General features: G+C 45.1%; 24 protein-coding genes. All 24 read left to right on the forward strand.

All coding sequences use genetic code 11. From position 1 onward, the window contains the following. Positions 1 to 72: 72 nt before the first annotated feature. The 24 genes from rpsG (at position 73) to rpsE (ending at position 13,818) form a co-directional block, all read left to right on the forward strand. On the forward strand, positions 73 to 543 hold the full coding sequence (gene rpsG / locus Q7657_RS10000) for a 30S ribosomal protein S7 (RefSeq protein ID WP_008988087.1): 471 nt from the start codon (positions 73 to 75) through the stop codon (positions 541 to 543). Positions 544 to 638: 95 nt separating this feature from the next. Next, positions 639 to 2,744 (forward strand): elongation factor G, encoded by a 2,106-nt coding sequence (gene fusA, locus Q7657_RS10005; RefSeq protein WP_498827388.1) that lies wholly within the window; start codon positions 639 to 641, stop codon positions 2,742 to 2,744. A 100-nt stretch (positions 2,745 to 2,844) separates the two neighbouring features. Continuing rightward, entirely contained in the window at positions 2,845 to 4,029 is a 1,185-nt protein-coding gene (gene tuf / locus Q7657_RS10010; protein ID WP_161117955.1) for an elongation factor Tu, read from the forward strand. A gap of 148 nt (positions 4,030 to 4,177) precedes the next feature. Beyond that, the gene (locus tag Q7657_RS10015; RefSeq protein WP_081001643.1) at positions 4,178 to 4,366 is read left to right on the forward strand and encodes a (2Fe-2S)-binding protein; all 189 of its coding nucleotides are present in this window, start codon (positions 4,178 to 4,180) and stop codon (positions 4,364 to 4,366) included. Positions 4,367 to 4,444: 78 nt separating this feature from the next. After that, positions 4,445 to 4,921, forward strand: a complete 477-nt coding sequence (bfr, locus tag Q7657_RS10020) for a bacterioferritin (RefSeq protein WP_107167441.1) — start codon at positions 4,445 to 4,447, stop codon at positions 4,919 to 4,921. A 368-nt stretch (positions 4,922 to 5,289) separates the two neighbouring features. Then, the gene (gene rpsJ, locus Q7657_RS10025; RefSeq protein ID WP_002541412.1) at positions 5,290 to 5,601 is read left to right on the forward strand and encodes a 30S ribosomal protein S10; all 312 of its coding nucleotides are present in this window, start codon (positions 5,290 to 5,292) and stop codon (positions 5,599 to 5,601) included. A gap of 14 nt (positions 5,602 to 5,615) precedes the next feature. After that, a complete protein-coding gene (gene rplC, locus Q7657_RS10030; protein ID WP_008988085.1) occupies positions 5,616 to 6,245 on the forward strand; it encodes a 50S ribosomal protein L3 in 630 nt (209 codons plus the stop codon). Positions 6,246 to 6,261: 16 nt separating this feature from the next. Beyond that, positions 6,262 to 6,864 carry a 50S ribosomal protein L4 gene (gene rplD, locus Q7657_RS10035; RefSeq protein ID WP_053987235.1) on the forward strand — a complete coding sequence of 201 codons (603 nt, stop codon included), beginning with the start codon at positions 6,262 to 6,264 and terminating at the stop codon, positions 6,862 to 6,864. After that, a complete protein-coding gene (gene rplW / locus Q7657_RS10040) occupies positions 6,861 to 7,163 on the forward strand; it encodes a 50S ribosomal protein L23 (protein ID WP_005370910.1) in 303 nt (100 codons plus the stop codon). Before rplD ends, rplW begins: the two co-directional genes overlap by 4 nt. An 18-nt stretch (positions 7,164 to 7,181) precedes the next feature. Then, positions 7,182 to 8,006 (forward strand): 50S ribosomal protein L2, encoded by an 825-nt coding sequence (gene rplB / locus Q7657_RS10045; protein ID WP_053987236.1) that lies wholly within the window; start codon positions 7,182 to 7,184, stop codon positions 8,004 to 8,006. Between the two features lie 18 nt (positions 8,007 to 8,024). Next, positions 8,025 to 8,303, forward strand: a complete 279-nt coding sequence (gene rpsS, locus Q7657_RS10050) for a 30S ribosomal protein S19 (RefSeq protein WP_005302795.1) — start codon at positions 8,025 to 8,027, stop codon at positions 8,301 to 8,303. A gap of 10 nt (positions 8,304 to 8,313) precedes the next feature. After that, positions 8,314 to 8,646, forward strand: a complete 333-nt coding sequence (gene rplV / locus Q7657_RS10055) for a 50S ribosomal protein L22 (protein WP_005302797.1) — start codon at positions 8,314 to 8,316, stop codon at positions 8,644 to 8,646. Positions 8,647 to 8,665: 19 nt separating this feature from the next. Continuing rightward, positions 8,666 to 9,364 (forward strand): 30S ribosomal protein S3, encoded by a 699-nt coding sequence (rpsC, locus tag Q7657_RS10060; protein WP_053987237.1) that lies wholly within the window; start codon positions 8,666 to 8,668, stop codon positions 9,362 to 9,364. Positions 9,365 to 9,375: 11 nt separating this feature from the next. Beyond that, the gene (gene rplP, locus Q7657_RS10065) at positions 9,376 to 9,786 is read left to right on the forward strand and encodes a 50S ribosomal protein L16 (protein WP_005371000.1); all 411 of its coding nucleotides are present in this window, start codon (positions 9,376 to 9,378) and stop codon (positions 9,784 to 9,786) included. After that, entirely contained in the window at positions 9,786 to 9,977 is a 192-nt protein-coding gene (gene rpmC / locus Q7657_RS10070; protein WP_008988082.1) for a 50S ribosomal protein L29, read from the forward strand. Before rplP ends, rpmC begins: the two co-directional genes overlap by 1 nt. Then, positions 9,977 to 10,231 carry a 30S ribosomal protein S17 gene (gene rpsQ / locus Q7657_RS10075; protein WP_053987238.1) on the forward strand — a complete coding sequence of 85 codons (255 nt, stop codon included), beginning with the start codon at positions 9,977 to 9,979 and terminating at the stop codon, positions 10,229 to 10,231. Before rpmC ends, rpsQ begins: the two co-directional genes overlap by 1 nt. A gap of 167 nt (positions 10,232 to 10,398) precedes the next feature. Beyond that, the gene (gene rplN / locus Q7657_RS10080) at positions 10,399 to 10,770 is read left to right on the forward strand and encodes a 50S ribosomal protein L14 (protein WP_053987239.1); all 372 of its coding nucleotides are present in this window, start codon (positions 10,399 to 10,401) and stop codon (positions 10,768 to 10,770) included. Positions 10,771 to 10,782: 12 nt separating this feature from the next. Then, positions 10,783 to 11,094 carry a 50S ribosomal protein L24 gene (gene rplX, locus Q7657_RS10085; protein ID WP_045084935.1) on the forward strand — a complete coding sequence of 104 codons (312 nt, stop codon included), beginning with the start codon at positions 10,783 to 10,785 and terminating at the stop codon, positions 11,092 to 11,094. A gap of 15 nt (positions 11,095 to 11,109) precedes the next feature. Continuing rightward, a complete protein-coding gene (rplE, locus tag Q7657_RS10090; protein WP_005370989.1) occupies positions 11,110 to 11,649 on the forward strand; it encodes a 50S ribosomal protein L5 in 540 nt (179 codons plus the stop codon). Positions 11,650 to 11,664: 15 nt separating this feature from the next. After that, positions 11,665 to 11,970 carry a 30S ribosomal protein S14 gene (rpsN, locus tag Q7657_RS10095; protein ID WP_005370985.1) on the forward strand — a complete coding sequence of 102 codons (306 nt, stop codon included), beginning with the start codon at positions 11,665 to 11,667 and terminating at the stop codon, positions 11,968 to 11,970. Positions 11,971 to 12,006: 36 nt separating this feature from the next. Then, positions 12,007 to 12,399 (forward strand): 30S ribosomal protein S8, encoded by a 393-nt coding sequence (gene rpsH, locus Q7657_RS10100; protein ID WP_008988079.1) that lies wholly within the window; start codon positions 12,007 to 12,009, stop codon positions 12,397 to 12,399. A 12-nt stretch (positions 12,400 to 12,411) separates the two neighbouring features. After that, positions 12,412 to 12,945 (forward strand): 50S ribosomal protein L6, encoded by a 534-nt coding sequence (rplF, locus tag Q7657_RS10105; RefSeq protein WP_053987240.1) that lies wholly within the window; start codon positions 12,412 to 12,414, stop codon positions 12,943 to 12,945. A 9-nt stretch (positions 12,946 to 12,954) separates the two neighbouring features. Further along, on the forward strand, positions 12,955 to 13,308 hold the full coding sequence (gene rplR, locus Q7657_RS10110) for a 50S ribosomal protein L18 (RefSeq protein ID WP_008988077.1): 354 nt from the start codon (positions 12,955 to 12,957) through the stop codon (positions 13,306 to 13,308). A gap of 12 nt (positions 13,309 to 13,320) precedes the next feature. After that, entirely contained in the window at positions 13,321 to 13,818 is a 498-nt protein-coding gene (gene rpsE, locus Q7657_RS10115; RefSeq protein WP_008988076.1) for a 30S ribosomal protein S5, read from the forward strand. The last annotated feature ends 5 nt before the right edge of the window (positions 13,819 to 13,823 follow it).

Below are 13,823 nucleotides of genomic sequence, written 5' to 3' on the forward strand. Positions count from 1 at the left end.
ACACTAAAATTATTTAATTTTGAAGAAACTGAAAAGTTTTGGATAACCTGAAGAAGACAACGGAGAATTTCCATGCCACGTCGTCGCGTAATCGGTCAGCGTAAGATCCTTCCAGATCCTAAATTCAAATCAGAATTGCTGGCAAAATTCGTTAACATCCTAATGGTTGACGGTAAGAAATCTACTGCAGAAAAAATCGTTTACTCTGCACTAGACACTATGGCTGAGCGTTCTGGTGAAGAACACCTAGCTGTATTCGAAAAAGCTCTTGAAAATGTACGTCCAGCGGTAGAAGTTAAGTCTCGCCGTGTGGGTGGTTCAACTTACCAGGTGCCTGTAGAAGTACGTCCAGTACGTCGTAACGCACTAGCTATGCGTTGGTTGGTTGAAGCTGCGCGTAAGCGTGGTGAAAAATCTATGGCTCAGCGTCTTGCAGGCGAAATGCTAGATGCAGCTGACAACAAAGGTTCTGCTGTTAAGAAACGTGAAGACGTTCACCGTATGGCAGACGCGAACAAAGCGTTCGCACATTACCGTTGGTAATCATACCTACTCGGTAATTAAAAATTGGGCACAGCAGGTTTACCTGCTGTGCCTAAACCATACTCTAAGGTTCACCTTAGTAAGAGGATACAACCGTGGCTCGCAAAACGCCTATCGAGCGCTACCGTAACATCGGTATCTGTGCTCACGTTGACGCCGGTAAAACAACTACTACCGAGCGTATCCTGTTTTACACAGGCATATCTCATAAGATTGGTGAAGTACACGACGGCGCTGCTACTATGGACTGGATGGAGCAGGAGCAAGAACGTGGCATCACGATCACCTCTGCTGCAACTACCACTTTTTGGCGTGGTATGGATAGCCAGTTCGACGAGCACCGAATCAATATCATCGATACCCCTGGACACGTAGACTTTACTATTGAAGTTGAACGTTCACTGCGCGTACTTGATGGTGCTGTTGTTGTGTTCTGTGGTTCTTCAGGTGTAGAGCCTCAGTCTGAGACTGTATGGCGTCAAGCTGATAGATACGAAGTTCCACGTATGGTTTTCGTTAACAAGATGGACCGTACAGGTGCCGATTTCCTACGCGTAATCGAGCAAATTAAAAACCGTCTTGGCGCAAACCCAGTGCCTATTCAATTGAATATTGGCTCTGAAGATGAATTTAAAGGTGTAATTGACCTGATCAAAATGAAGGCCATTAACTGGTCAGATGCTGATCAAGGTACTAGTTTTACCTATGAAGACATTCCTGCTGATTTGTTAGAAGAAGCAGAAGAGTGGCGCATGAACTTAGTTGAGTCAGCTGCAGAAGCAAATGACGAACTAATGGATAAATACCTTGAAGAAGGTGAGCTGTCTGAAGAAGAAATTAAGGCAGGTCTTCGTCAACGTACATTAAACAACGAAATCGTAGTTGCTACCTGTGGTTCTGCATTTAAGAACAAAGGTGTACAAGCAGTACTTGATGCCGTTGTTGACTACCTTCCTTCGCCTACAGAAGTAAAAGCAATTACTGGTGAAGATGAAAACGGTAACGCTGTTGAGCGTCATTCTGATGACAAAGAACCATTTGCAGCACTAGCATTCAAAATTGCAACAGACCCGTTTGTAGGTACGTTAACTTTCATGCGTGTTTACTCTGGTGTCGTAAATTCAGGTGATACTGTTTACAACACCATCAAAGAAAAACGCGAACGTTTAGGTCGTATTGTACAAATGCATGCGAATAAACGAGAAGAGATCAAAGAAGTGCGTGCGGGCGATATCGCTGCTGCCATTGGTCTTAAATTTGCGACAACAGGTGATACCCTGTGTGATCAGAATCATAAAGTGATCCTGGAGCGCATGGATTTCCCTGAGCCAGTTATTCAGATCGTTGTTGAACCACGTTCAACAGCAGATCAGGACAAGATGGCAATCGCGCTAGAAAAACTAGCAGCAGAAGATCCATCTTTCCGTGTCGAAATTGATGATGAATCAGGCCAGACGTTAATCTCTGGTATGGGTGAGCTTCACCTTGATATCATCGTTGATCGTATGAAGCGTGAATTTAGCGTCGACTGTAATGTGGGTAACCCACAAGTTGCTTACCGTGAAAGTATTCGTGGTACAACTGAAGTTGAAGGCAAATTTATTCGTCAAGCTGGTGAAACTGGCGGTCGTAACCAATATGGTCACGTATGGTTACGTTTAGAGCCAACTGAGCCAGGCGAAGGCTTTGTATTTGTAGATGAAATCGTGAACGGTAGTGTGCCAAAAGAATTTATTACGGCGGCAGCTACAGGTATCGAAGAGCAAATGAAGAGTGGCGTGCTTGCAGGCTACCCAATGGTTGACGTTAAAGCGACCTTGTTCGACGGTTCGTTCCACGACGTGGATTCTAACGAAATCGCATTTAAAATCGCAGGTTCAATGGCATTAAGACAAGGTGCGCTTCAAGCTAACCCTGTTCTTCTTGAACCTATGATGAAAGTTGAAGTTACTACTCCTGAAGAATGGATGGGTGATGTTGTTGGTGACCTTAACCGTCGTCGCGGCATGATCGAAGGTATGGACGAAGGTAATGCGGGTGTGAAGATCATTCGTGCACAAGTTCCTCTATCTGCCATGTTCGGGTATGCAACAGATTTACGCTCAGCAACACAAGGCCGTGCGTCTTATTCTATGGAATTTAGCGAATATGCTGAAATGCCAAAGAATGCTACTGACAAAATTATTGCAGAACGTACTTAATTTCATTATTGCGTCAATGGCTATTGGCGCATAAAATACAAACTTCAGAGCCGTCCCCGACCTAGTAGGGGACGTATCTTAACTAGGAAGGAACACGATTGTGTCTAAAGAAAAATTTGAACGCGTAAAACCGCACGTAAACGTTGGTACTATCGGCCACGTTGACCACGGTAAAACTACTCTAACTGCTGCTATCTGTACTACACTTGCTAAAGTGTACGGTGGTGCTGCTCGTGACTTCGCATCTATCGATAACGCTCCAGAAGAGCGTGAGCGCGGTATCACAATCTCTACTTCTCACGTAGAGTACGATACTCCAACTCGTCACTACGCACACGTTGACTGTCCTGGACACGCCGATTACGTTAAAAACATGATCACTGGTGCTGCTCAAATGGACGGTGGTATCCTAGTTGTTGCTGCAACTGACGGTCCAATGCCACAAACTCGTGAGCACATCCTACTTGGTCGCCAGGTTGGTATCCCTTACATCATCGTGTTCATGAACAAGTGTGACATGGTTGATGACGAAGAACTACTAGAACTAGTAGAAATGGAAGTTCGTGAACTTCTATCTGAGTACGAATTCCCAGGCGACGACTGCCCAGTAATCATGGGTTCTGCACTTGGCGCACTAAACGGCGAAGAGCAGTGGGAAGCTAAGATCATCGAACTAGCTGAAGCTCTAGATTCTTACATCCCAGAGCCAGAGCGTGCGATCGATCGTCCGTTCATCCTTCCAATCGAAGACGTATTCTCAATCCAAGGCCGTGGTACAGTAGTAACAGGTCGTGTTGAGCAAGGTATCATCACTGTAGGTGACGAAGTAGAAATCGTTGGTATTAAGCCAACTACAAAGACTACTTGTACTGGTGTTGAGATGTTCCGTAAGCTTCTTGACGAAGGCCGTGCTGGTGAGAACGTTGGTGTTCTACTACGTGGTACTAAGCGTGACGAAGTTGAGCGTGGTCAAGTACTAGCTAAGCCTGGTTCAATCACTCCACACACAACTTTCACTTCAGAAATCTACGTTCTGTCTAAAGATGAAGGTGGTCGTCACACTCCATTCTTCAAAGGTTACCGTCCACAGTTCTACTTCCGTACAACTGACGTAACTGGTACTATCGAGCTACCAGAAGGCGTAGAAATGGTAATGCCTGGTGATAACATCTCTATGACTGTTACTCTAATCGCGCCAATCGCGATGGACGAAGGTCTACGTTTTGCTATCCGTGAAGGTGGCCGTACAGTTGGTGCTGGTGTTGTTGCAACTATCATTGCTTAATAACACTTAGTACTTACGTACAGAGAAAGGGAGCTTCGGCTCCCTTTTTCGTATCTGAAAGATCACAATAGTTATAACGACATTAGCCAAAATCTGATATTAGGCTCTATGCTAATGAGTATGACTGACAAAGATTTAACGATTAGTTATGTATGTTTGCTTATGCCATGCAATATCTGATAAGAAAATCGTTAAACTCGCTAATGAGTTTAATGTGACCGACATTCGTGTGCTTAGGCAATTAACGCCTTTGGGCTCTCAATGTGGTAAATGTATTAGGCAAGCTAAACATATTCTTCAAACAATCACTCCTCTACCAAGTAAGATTCATGATTGAATCTTCCATTTCAGACACACTTGCTTTTGACACAAGCTCTAGCACTTCTATTCTTTAAAAATGAATAGGGGAGAGTCTATGAAAGCAGATCCAAAAATTATTCAATATCTAAATACCATTCTTGGTAACGAGCTTATCGCTATTAACCAATATTTCTTACATGCAAGGATGTATAAAGATTGGGGACTAAAGCATTTAGCGGATAAGGAATATCATGAATCTATTGATGAAATGAAACACGCTGATTTATTGATAGAGCGAATTTTGTTTTTGGAAGGACTTCCTAATCTGCAAGATCTTGGCAAATTGAATATAGGTGAAGATACAAAAGAAATGTTGGAATGCGATTTAGCACTGGAAATGGATGCGATTCCAGATCTGCGAGATGCTATCGCTTATGCAGAAAATATTCGTGATTATGTGTCACGAGATCTGTTTTTGACTATTCTCGATGATGAGGAAGAACATGTTGATTGGTTAGAAACCCAGTTGGGTCTGATCAAGATGATGGGGATCGAAAACTATAATCAGGCTCAGATTGTTGATGAACAGTGATACTCGTCATTAGATTGAATTGTTTTCAAAATATAATTATCTGATATTAAAGGATTATAGAATTATTTCTGCCTAAGGATTAAACAAGGCTTGTATTCAATAATGTGATCTGTATAATGCTCGCCACTGCCCGAGAGTAAGTCTCGTAAGTGCAGTTGTGAACCAATAAGCGTTGAGGAGAGATGTACTGCAGGTTTAACCGGGTATGTTTCATAATGAATACTCTGACTTATGTTCGCAGTCATTAAATTGACTGACAATGCATCCGATAGGGATGCTACGTTCACATAAATCAATCGACATTCCCTCGTCCTTACGAGCGTGAGTGGCGATATTGTTTGTGTAATTTTTATTTGGAGCTCTGTCTAATGCAGAACCAACGTATTCGTATCCGCCTAAAGGCGTTCGATCACCGTCTGATCGATCAGTCAACTGCGGAAATCGTTGAAACAGCTAAGCGTACTGGCGCACAGGTTAAGGGTCCAATCCCTCTACCAACTCGCAAAGAGCGTTTCACTGTTCTTATTTCTCCACACGTTAATAAGGACGCACGTGACCAGTACGAAATCCGTACTCACAAGCGCCTTATCGACATCGTTGAGCCTACAGACAAAACTGTTGATGCTCTTATGCGTCTAGATCTAGCTGCTGGCGTTGACGTACAGATCAGCCTAGGTTAAGGGAGAATAAGAGAATGATTGGTCTAATCGGTCGTAAAGTGGGCATGACCCGCATCTTTACCGAAGATGGCGTTTCTATTCCAGTTACTGTTGTTGAAGTTGAAGCTAACCGCGTTACTCAGGTTAAATCTGTAGAAACTGACGGCTACAACGCTATTCAAGTAACAACTGGTTCTAAGAAAGCTAACCGCGTATCTAAGCCAGAAGCTGGTCACTTTGCGAAAGCAGGTGTAGAAGCTGGTCGCGGTCTTTGGGAATTCCGTCTAGAAAACAGTGAAGAGTTTGCAGTTGGCGCTGAGCTAAATGTTGAACTATTCAACGATATCAAAAAAGTAGACGTTACTGGTACATCTAAGGGTAAAGGTTTCCAAGGTGCTGTTAAGCGCTGGAACTTCCGTACTCAAGATATGACACATGGTAACTCCTTGTCTCACCGTGCTCCGGGTTCAATTGGCCAATGTCAAACTCCAGGTCGCGTATTTAAAGGCAAGAAAATGGCTGGTCACATGGGTGCTGAGCGTGTAACGACTCAAAACCTAGAGATCGTACGTGTTGACGCTGAGCGCAATCTGCTTCTTATCAAAGGTGCAGTCCCTGGCGCAACTGGCGGCAACGTGATCGTTAAACCAGCTGTTAAAGCGTAACGTCGAGGAGTTAGTAATGGAATTGGTAGTCAAAGGCGCTGACGCGCTAACTGTCTCCGAAACTACTTTTGGGCGTGATTTCAATGAAGCGCTTGTACACCAAGTAGTTGTTGCTTTTGCAGCAGGTGCTCGTCAGGGTACTCGTGCTCAGAAGACTCGTTCAGACGTTTCTGGCGGTGGCGCTAAGCCATGGCGTCAGAAAGGTACTGGCCGCGCTCGTGCAGGTACAATCCGCAGTCCGCTATGGCGTACTGGTGGTGTTACTTTCGCTGCTCGTCCTCAGGATCACAGCCAAAAAGTAAACAAGAAAATGTACCGCGGTGCTATGAAGAGCATTCTTTCTGAGCTAGTTCGTCAAGAGCGTCTAATCGTTGTTGATAACTTTGCTCTAGAAGCACCAAAGACAAAAGCACTAGTAGCTAAGCTTAAAGAGCTTGAGCTAACTGATGCACTAATCGTAACTGGTGAGCTAGAAGAAAATCTATTCCTAGCAGCACGTAACCTATACAAAGTAGACGTACGTGATGCGAAGGCAATCGATCCAGTTAGCTTAATCGCTTTCGATAAAGTTGTTATGACTGCAGCAGCAGTTAAAGCAGTTGAGGAGATGCTAGCATGATCACTGAAGAGCGTATTTTAAAAGTTCTACGTGCTCCGCACATCTCTGAAAAAGCATCAATGGCTGCAGAAAACGCTAACACTATCGTTTTCAAAGTAGCATTGACAGCAACTAAGAAAGAGATCAAAGCAGCAGTTGAGAAACTGTTCGAGGTTGAAGTTAAGTCTGTAAATACTCTTATCACTAAGGGTAAGACCAAGCGTCAAGGTATGCGCCAAGGCCGTCGTTCAGACGTGAAGAAAGCGTACGTTATCTTGAAAGAAGGTCAAGACATCGACTTCGCTGGTAGTGCAGAGTAAGGCTAGGAGCAAAGAAGAATGGCTATTGTAAAATGTAAGCCGACTTCCCCAGGTCGTCGCCACGTAGTTAAAGTGGTTAACTCTGACCTGCATAAGGGTAAGCCGTACGCACCACTACTAGAGAAAAACTCTAAGACTGGTGGTCGTAACAATAACGGTCGTATCACAGTACGTCACATCGGTGGTGGTAACAAACAACATTACCGTCTAATCGACTTCAAACGTACTAAAGATGGCATCCCAGCGAAAGTTGAGCGTCTAGAATACGATCCAAACCGTAGCGCAAACATTGCTCTAGTTCTTTACAAAGACGGTGAGCGCCGCTACATCATTGCACCTAAAGGTCTACAAGCTGGTGATATGATCCAGTCTGGCGAAGATGCTGCAATCAAAGTTGGTAACACTCTACCAATGCGCAACATCCCAGTAGGTTCAACAGTACACTGTGTTGAACTTAAGCCTGGTAAAGGTGCTCAGCTGGCTCGTTCAGCTGGTGCATACGCTCAGATCATTGCACGTGCAGGCACATATGTGACTCTACGTCTACGTTCTGGTGAAATGCGTAAAGTTCTTGCTGAAGGTCGTGCGACTCTAGGTGAAGTTGGTAATGCTGAACACATGCTACGCGAGCTAGGTAAAGCTGGTGCTAACCGCTGGCGCGGTGTTCGTCCAACTGTACGTGGTGTTGTAATGAACCCAGTAGATCACCCACACGGTGGTGGTGAAGGTCGTACATCAGGCGGTCGTCACCCAGTTACACCTTGGGGTGTTCCAACTAAGGGTTACAAGACTCGTAAGAACAAGCGTACCGACAAGTACATCGTACGTCGTCGTAACAAGTAATTATAAAGAGGATACGCCATGCCACGTTCTCTCAAGAAAGGTCCATTTATTGACCTACACTTGCTGAAGAAGGTAGAGAAAGCGTTGGAAAGCGGTGACAAGAAGCCTGTTAAGACTTGGTCCCGTCGCTCAATGATCATCCCTCAGATGATCGGTTTGACCATCGCTGTCCATAATGGTCGTCAGCACGTACCTGTTTTCGTTTCTGAAGAAATGATCGGTCACAAGCTAGGCGAATTTGCACCAACACGCACTTACCGTGGCCACGCTGCGGATAAGAAAGCTAAAAAGCGCTAAGGAGTAGGTAATGGAAGCTATCGCTAAACATCGCTTTGCTCGCATTTCGCCGCAAAAAGCTCGTTTGGTTGCAGATCAACTGCGCGGTAAGCCAGTTGCTCAAGCTCTAGAAATTCTAAACTTCAGCAACAAAAAAGCTGCTGATTTAATCAAGAAAGTTCTAGAGTCAGCTATCGCTAACGCAGAACACAACGAAGGCGCAGACATTGATGATCTTAATGTTGCTAAAATCTTCGTTGACGAAGGTCCTACCATGAAGCGTATTATGCCTCGTGCAAAAGGCCGTGCCGATCGCATCTTGAAGCGTTCTAGCCACATCACTGTTGTTGTAGCAGACCGCTAAGAGACTAGGAGAGAAAGCAATGGGTCAGAAAGTACATCCTAATGGTATTCGTTTAGGCATCGTTAAGCCTTGGAATACCACTTGGTTTGCTAACAGCCAAGAGTTCGCTGACAACCTAGACGGCGATTTCAAGGTACGCCAGTTCCTTACTAAGGAACTAGCAAAAGCATCTCTATCACGCATCGTTATCGAGCGTCCTGCTAAGAGCATCCGTGTGACTATTCACACTGCTCGTCCAGGCGTAGTAATCGGTAAGAAAGGTGAAGACGTAGAGAAACTACGTGCAGCAGTTGCGAAGATCGCGGGCGTTCCAGCTCAGATCAACATCGCTGAAGTACGTAAGCCAGAACTAGACGGTCAACTAGTAGCAGACAGCATCGCGTCTCAGCTAGAGCGTCGTGTTATGTTCCGTCGCGCTATGAAGCGTGCAGTTCAGAACGCTATGCGTCTTGGCGCTAAAGGTATCAAAGTTGAAGTAAGCGGTCGTCTAGGCGGCGCTGAAATCGCACGTACTGAGTGGTACCGTGAAGGCCGTGTGCCTCTACACACTCTACGTGCTGACATTGATTACGCAACTTCTTCGGCTCACACCCAATACGGTGTTATCGGCGTTAAAGTTTGGATCTTCAAAGGTGAAGTTCTAGGCGGTATGCCAGCTGCTAACGCAGTAGAGCCAAAGGCTGACAAGCCTAAGAAGCAGCGCAAAAGCCGTAAATAAGGAGTTTATTGATGCTGCAACCAAAACGCACTAAATTCCGCAAGGCCTTTAAAGGTCGTAACCGCGGTCTAGCGAACGGTACTGAAGTAAGCTTTGGTCAATTTGGTCTTAAAGCTGTAGGCCGTGGTCGCCTAACAGCTCGTCAAATCGAAGCTGCACGTCGTGCTATGACTCGTCATATCAAACGTCAGGGCCAAATCTGGATTCGTGTATTCCCAGACAAACCAATCACATCTAAGCCTCTTGAAGTTCGTCAAGGTAAAGGTAAGGGTAGTGTGGCATACTGGGTTGCTCAAGTTCAACCAGGTAAAGTTCTATACGAAATGAATGGTGTTTCTGAATCTCTAGCACGTGAAGCATTTAACCTTGCTGCACGTAAGCTACCAATCAAAACAACATTCGTAATTAAGGCGGTGATGTGATGAATGCACAAGATCTACGCGCGAAAAGCGTTGAAGAACTGAATGCAGAGCTTGTGAATCTACTTCGCGAACAGTTCAACTTGCGTATGCAAGCTGCAACTGGTCAGCTACAGCAGACTCACAACCTAAAAACTGTACGTCGTGATATCGCACGTGTTAAAACCGTTCTGACTGAGAAGGCTGGCGCATAATGAGCGAGAAAATCCGTACTCAGCTTGGTCGTGTAGTTAGCGACAAGGGCGATAAGTCTATTGTTGTTGCTATTGAGCGTATGGTGAAACACCCAATCTACGGTAAGTTCATCAAGCGTACAACTAAGCTTCACGCACATGACGAAAACAACGAGTGTGGCCTAGGCGACACTGTTGAGGTTCGCGAGTGTCGTCCACTATCTAAGACTAAGTCTTGGACACTGGTACGAGTAGTTGAAAAAGCACGTATCTAATACGTACTTAACAGCTATATAAGTTAGCGGCCCCGAAAAAATTTGGGGCCGTTCATTTTTTTATCTACCCATCGGTCGAAAATGGTGTTATTATTCGCCGCCTTTGAAGAAAAGGCATATCGACTCGTATTGGGTCTAGATGTTTTAAAAATTAGCGGAGCACTAACATGATCCAAATGCAAAGTATGCTTGATGCAGCGGATAACTCCGGCGCACGTAGCGTAATGTGTATTAAGGTTCTGGGTGGTTCTCACCGTCGCTATGCACATATCGGTGACATCATCAAGGTTACTGTTAAGGAAGCAATTCCTCGCGGTAAAGTTAAGAAAGGTGATGTACTGAAAGCGGTGGTTGTACGCACCCGTAAAGGCGTTCGTCGTCAAGATGGCTCTGTCATTCGCTTTGACCGTAATGCTTGCGTATTGTTGAACAACACTACTGAGCAACCTATCGGTACTCGTATCTTCGGCCCAGTGACTCGTGAACTTCGTACAGCGAAATTCATGAAGATTGTTTCACTAGCGCCAGAAGTACTTTAAGGAGCGACTATAATGGCAGCTAAAATCCGTCAAAACGACGAAGTTATCATTCTTGCTGGTAAAGACAAAGGCAAGACTGGTAAAGTAACTAAGGTTCTAGCAACCGGTAAAGTTATCGTTGAAGGTATCAACATGGTTAAGAAACACCAGAAGCCAGTTCCGGCAATGGGTGTTCAGGGCGGTATCGTTGAGCAGGAAGCTGCTATCGATGCGTCTAATGTTGCTATCGTTAACGGTCAAGGTAAAGCGGACCGTGTAGGCTTCCGATTTGAAGACGGCAAAAAAGTTCGTTTCTTCAAGTCGACTGGCGAAACTATTAAGTAAGTTTGGAGTAGTACTATGGCGAAACTGCATGATTACTACAAAGAGACTGTTGTAAAAGAGCTTTCTGAAAAGTTTGAATACAAGAGTATCATGCAAGTCCCAAGGATCGAAAAGATCACACTTAACATGGGTGTGGGCGAAGCTATCAACGACAAGAAGCTGCTAGAGAATGCTGCTGCTGACATGACTGCAATTTCAGGTCAGAAGCCGCTAATCACTGTAGCACGTAAGTCAGTTGCAGGCTTTAAGATCCGTGAGGGCTACCCTATTGGCTGTAAAGTAACCTTACGTGGCGAGCGTATGTGGGACTTTTTCGACCGTCTAATTTCAATTGCTGTTCCACGTATTCGTGACTTCCGTGGTTTAAACCCTAAGTCATTCGATGGTCGTGGTAACTACAGCATGGGCGTTCGTGAGCAGATCATCTTCCCAGAAATCGATTTCGATAAAGTAGATCGTGTACGTGGTTTAGACATCACTGTTACAACTTCTGCTAAGTCTGACGAAGAAGCTCTAGCTCTGCTGTCTGCTTTTAACTTCCCATTCCGTAAGTAAAAGTAAGGGTTACTAATGGCTAAAGAATCTATGAAGGCACGCGAAGCTAAACGTGCCAAGCTAGTAGCTAAGTTCGCTGAAAAGCGTGCAGCGCTAAAAGCTCTAATTAGCGACGTGAATGCGTCTGAAGAAGATCGCTGGAATGCAGTGCTTAAGCTTCAGTCACTACCACGTGATTCTGCGAAGTCTCGTCAGCGTAATCGCTGTAACCAGACTGGACGTCCACACGGCTACCTACGTAAGTTCGGTCTTAGCCGTATCAAGGTTCGTGAAGCTTGCATGAAAGGCGAGATTCCGGGTCTACGTAAAGCAAGCTGGTAATCCAGTAAGCAATTCAGAATCACGGAGTATTAACTTATGAGCATGCAAGATCCGATTTCGGATATGCTGACCCGTCTTCGTAACGGTCAGGCAGCGAAAAAAGTTGCTGTTAAAATGCCATCTTCTAAGCTTAAAGTAGCAATCGCTGCTCTATTAAAAGAAGAAGGTTATGTGGCTGACTACACTGTAACAGGTGAAGTTAAGCCTGAGCTAGAAGTTACACTTAAGTACTTCGAAGCTAACCCAGTTATTGAGCAAATCCAACGTGTATCACGTCCTGGTCTACGCATCTACAAGAAAAAAGATGCGCTACCATCAGTGATGGGTGGCCTTGGTATTGCTGTTGTTTCCACTTCCAAGGGTCTAATGACCGACCGCGCTGCACGCAAAGCGGGTCTTGGCGGTGAGATTATCTGCTACGTAGCATAATAGGAGTAGGATATGTCTCGTGTTGCAAAAGCACCTGTAGTTATTCCTGCCGGCGTAGAAGTTAAACTTAACGGTCAGGAAATTACTGTTAAAGGTAGTAAGGGCGAAGCAGTTCGTTCTATCCACGAAGCAGTAGTTCTAACTTTGGAAGAGAACAAAGTTACTTTCGGTCCTCGTGAAGGATTCGAAAAAGCTTGGGCACAAGCAGGTACTGCACGTGCACTAGTTAACAACATGGTTGTTGGTGTTACTGAAGGCTTCACTAAGAAGCTGACTCTTAAGGGTGTAGGTTACCGTGCTGCTATCAAAGGCAATGCAGTAGCTCTAACTCTAGGTTTCTCTCATCCAGTTGAGCACGAACTTCCAGCAGGTATCAAAGCTGAATGTCCATCACAAACTGAAATCGTACTTACTGGTACTGATAAGCAGGTTGTAGGTCAAGTAGCTGCTGATATTCGCGCTTACCGTAGCCCTGAACCTTACAAAGGTAAAGGTGTTCGTTACGCCGACGAAGTTGTGCGTACTAAAGAAGCTAAGAAGAAGTAAGGTAACACTATGGATAAGAAAGCATCTCGTATCCGTCGTGCGACCCGAGCACGTCGTAAGATTGCTGAACTGGGCGCAACTCGCCTAGTTGTACACCGTACTCCACGTCACGTGTACGCTCAGGTAATCGCACCAAACGGCTCTGAGGTTATCGCAGCCGCTTCTACCGTAGAAAAAGCGATCCGTGAGCAAGTTAAGAGCACTGGTAACAAAGACGCTGCTACAGCTGTAGGTAAAGCTATTGCTGAGCGCGCGATTGAAAAAGGCATCCTTAACGTTGCATTCGATCGTTCTGGTTTCCAATACCACGGCCGTATCGCTGCACTAGCAGAAGCTGCTCGTGAAGCTGGTCTGAAATTCTAAGGTAGGCGGAAGATGGCTAACGAAAAAACACAATCAGATTTGCATGAAAAACTGATCGCTGTTAACCGTGTTTCAAAAACGGTTAAAGGTGGTCGTATTTTCAGCTTTACTGCACTAACTGTAGTTGGTGACGGTAACGGTCGCATCGGTTTTGGTTACGGTAAGGCACGTGAAGTTCCTGCTGCAATCCAGAAAGCGATGGAAAAAGCACGCCGTAACATGGTTACAGTTGCAATCAACGAAGGTACTCTATACCACCCTGTTAAGGGCGTTCACACTGGTTCTAAAGTTTACATGCAACCAGCGTCTGAAGGTACAGGTATCATCGCGGGTGGTGCAATGCGTGCAGTACTAGAAGTTGCGGGTATCCGTAACGTTCTAGCTAAAGCATACGGTTCTACTAACCCAATCAACGTTGTTCGCGCAACAATTGACGGTCTAAGTGGAATGAACTCTCCAGAAATGATCGCAGCTAAGCGTGGTCTTTCTGTTAAAGAAATTCTGGAGTAATCGAC

The sequence above is a fragment of the Candidatus Photobacterium acropomis genome (assembly GCF_030685555.1).
Classification (GTDB): Bacteria; Pseudomonadota; Gammaproteobacteria; order Enterobacterales; family Vibrionaceae; genus Photobacterium; species Photobacterium lucens.

Excerpts from the sequence above, each read along its gene's own strand:
- rpsG (WP_008988087.1), top strand. The coding sequence starts at position 73 with ATGCCACGTCGTCGCGTAATCGGTCAGCGTAAGATCCTTCCAGATCCT.
- Q7657_RS10015 (WP_081001643.1), top strand. The coding sequence starts at position 4,178 with ATGTATGTTTGCTTATGCCATGCAATATCTGATAAGAAAATCGTTAAA.
- bfr (WP_107167441.1), top strand. The coding sequence starts at position 4,445 with ATGAAAGCAGATCCAAAAATTATTCAATATCTAAATACCATTCTTGGT.
- rpsJ (WP_002541412.1), top strand. The coding sequence starts at position 5,290 with ATGCAGAACCAACGTATTCGTATCCGCCTAAAGGCGTTCGATCACCGT.
- rplC (WP_008988085.1), top strand. The coding sequence starts at position 5,616 with ATGATTGGTCTAATCGGTCGTAAAGTGGGCATGACCCGCATCTTTACC.
- rplD (WP_053987235.1), top strand. The coding sequence starts at position 6,262 with ATGGAATTGGTAGTCAAAGGCGCTGACGCGCTAACTGTCTCCGAAACT.
- rplW (WP_005370910.1), top strand. The coding sequence starts at position 6,861 with ATGATCACTGAAGAGCGTATTTTAAAAGTTCTACGTGCTCCGCACATC.
- rplB (WP_053987236.1), top strand. The coding sequence starts at position 7,182 with ATGGCTATTGTAAAATGTAAGCCGACTTCCCCAGGTCGTCGCCACGTA.
- rpsS (WP_005302795.1), top strand. The coding sequence starts at position 8,025 with ATGCCACGTTCTCTCAAGAAAGGTCCATTTATTGACCTACACTTGCTG.
- rplV (WP_005302797.1), top strand. The coding sequence starts at position 8,314 with ATGGAAGCTATCGCTAAACATCGCTTTGCTCGCATTTCGCCGCAAAAA.
- rpsC (WP_053987237.1), top strand. The coding sequence starts at position 8,666 with ATGGGTCAGAAAGTACATCCTAATGGTATTCGTTTAGGCATCGTTAAG.
- rplP (WP_005371000.1), top strand. The coding sequence starts at position 9,376 with ATGCTGCAACCAAAACGCACTAAATTCCGCAAGGCCTTTAAAGGTCGT.
- rpmC (WP_008988082.1), top strand. The coding sequence starts at position 9,786 with ATGAATGCACAAGATCTACGCGCGAAAAGCGTTGAAGAACTGAATGCA.
- rpsQ (WP_053987238.1), top strand. The coding sequence starts at position 9,977 with ATGAGCGAGAAAATCCGTACTCAGCTTGGTCGTGTAGTTAGCGACAAG.
- rplN (WP_053987239.1), top strand. The coding sequence starts at position 10,399 with ATGATCCAAATGCAAAGTATGCTTGATGCAGCGGATAACTCCGGCGCA.
- rplX (WP_045084935.1), top strand. The coding sequence starts at position 10,783 with ATGGCAGCTAAAATCCGTCAAAACGACGAAGTTATCATTCTTGCTGGT.
- rplE (WP_005370989.1), top strand. The coding sequence starts at position 11,110 with ATGGCGAAACTGCATGATTACTACAAAGAGACTGTTGTAAAAGAGCTT.
- rpsN (WP_005370985.1), top strand. The coding sequence starts at position 11,665 with ATGGCTAAAGAATCTATGAAGGCACGCGAAGCTAAACGTGCCAAGCTA.
- rpsH (WP_008988079.1), top strand. The coding sequence starts at position 12,007 with ATGAGCATGCAAGATCCGATTTCGGATATGCTGACCCGTCTTCGTAAC.
- rplF (WP_053987240.1), top strand. The coding sequence starts at position 12,412 with ATGTCTCGTGTTGCAAAAGCACCTGTAGTTATTCCTGCCGGCGTAGAA.
- rplR (WP_008988077.1), top strand. The coding sequence starts at position 12,955 with ATGGATAAGAAAGCATCTCGTATCCGTCGTGCGACCCGAGCACGTCGT.
- rpsE (WP_008988076.1), top strand. The coding sequence starts at position 13,321 with ATGGCTAACGAAAAAACACAATCAGATTTGCATGAAAAACTGATCGCT.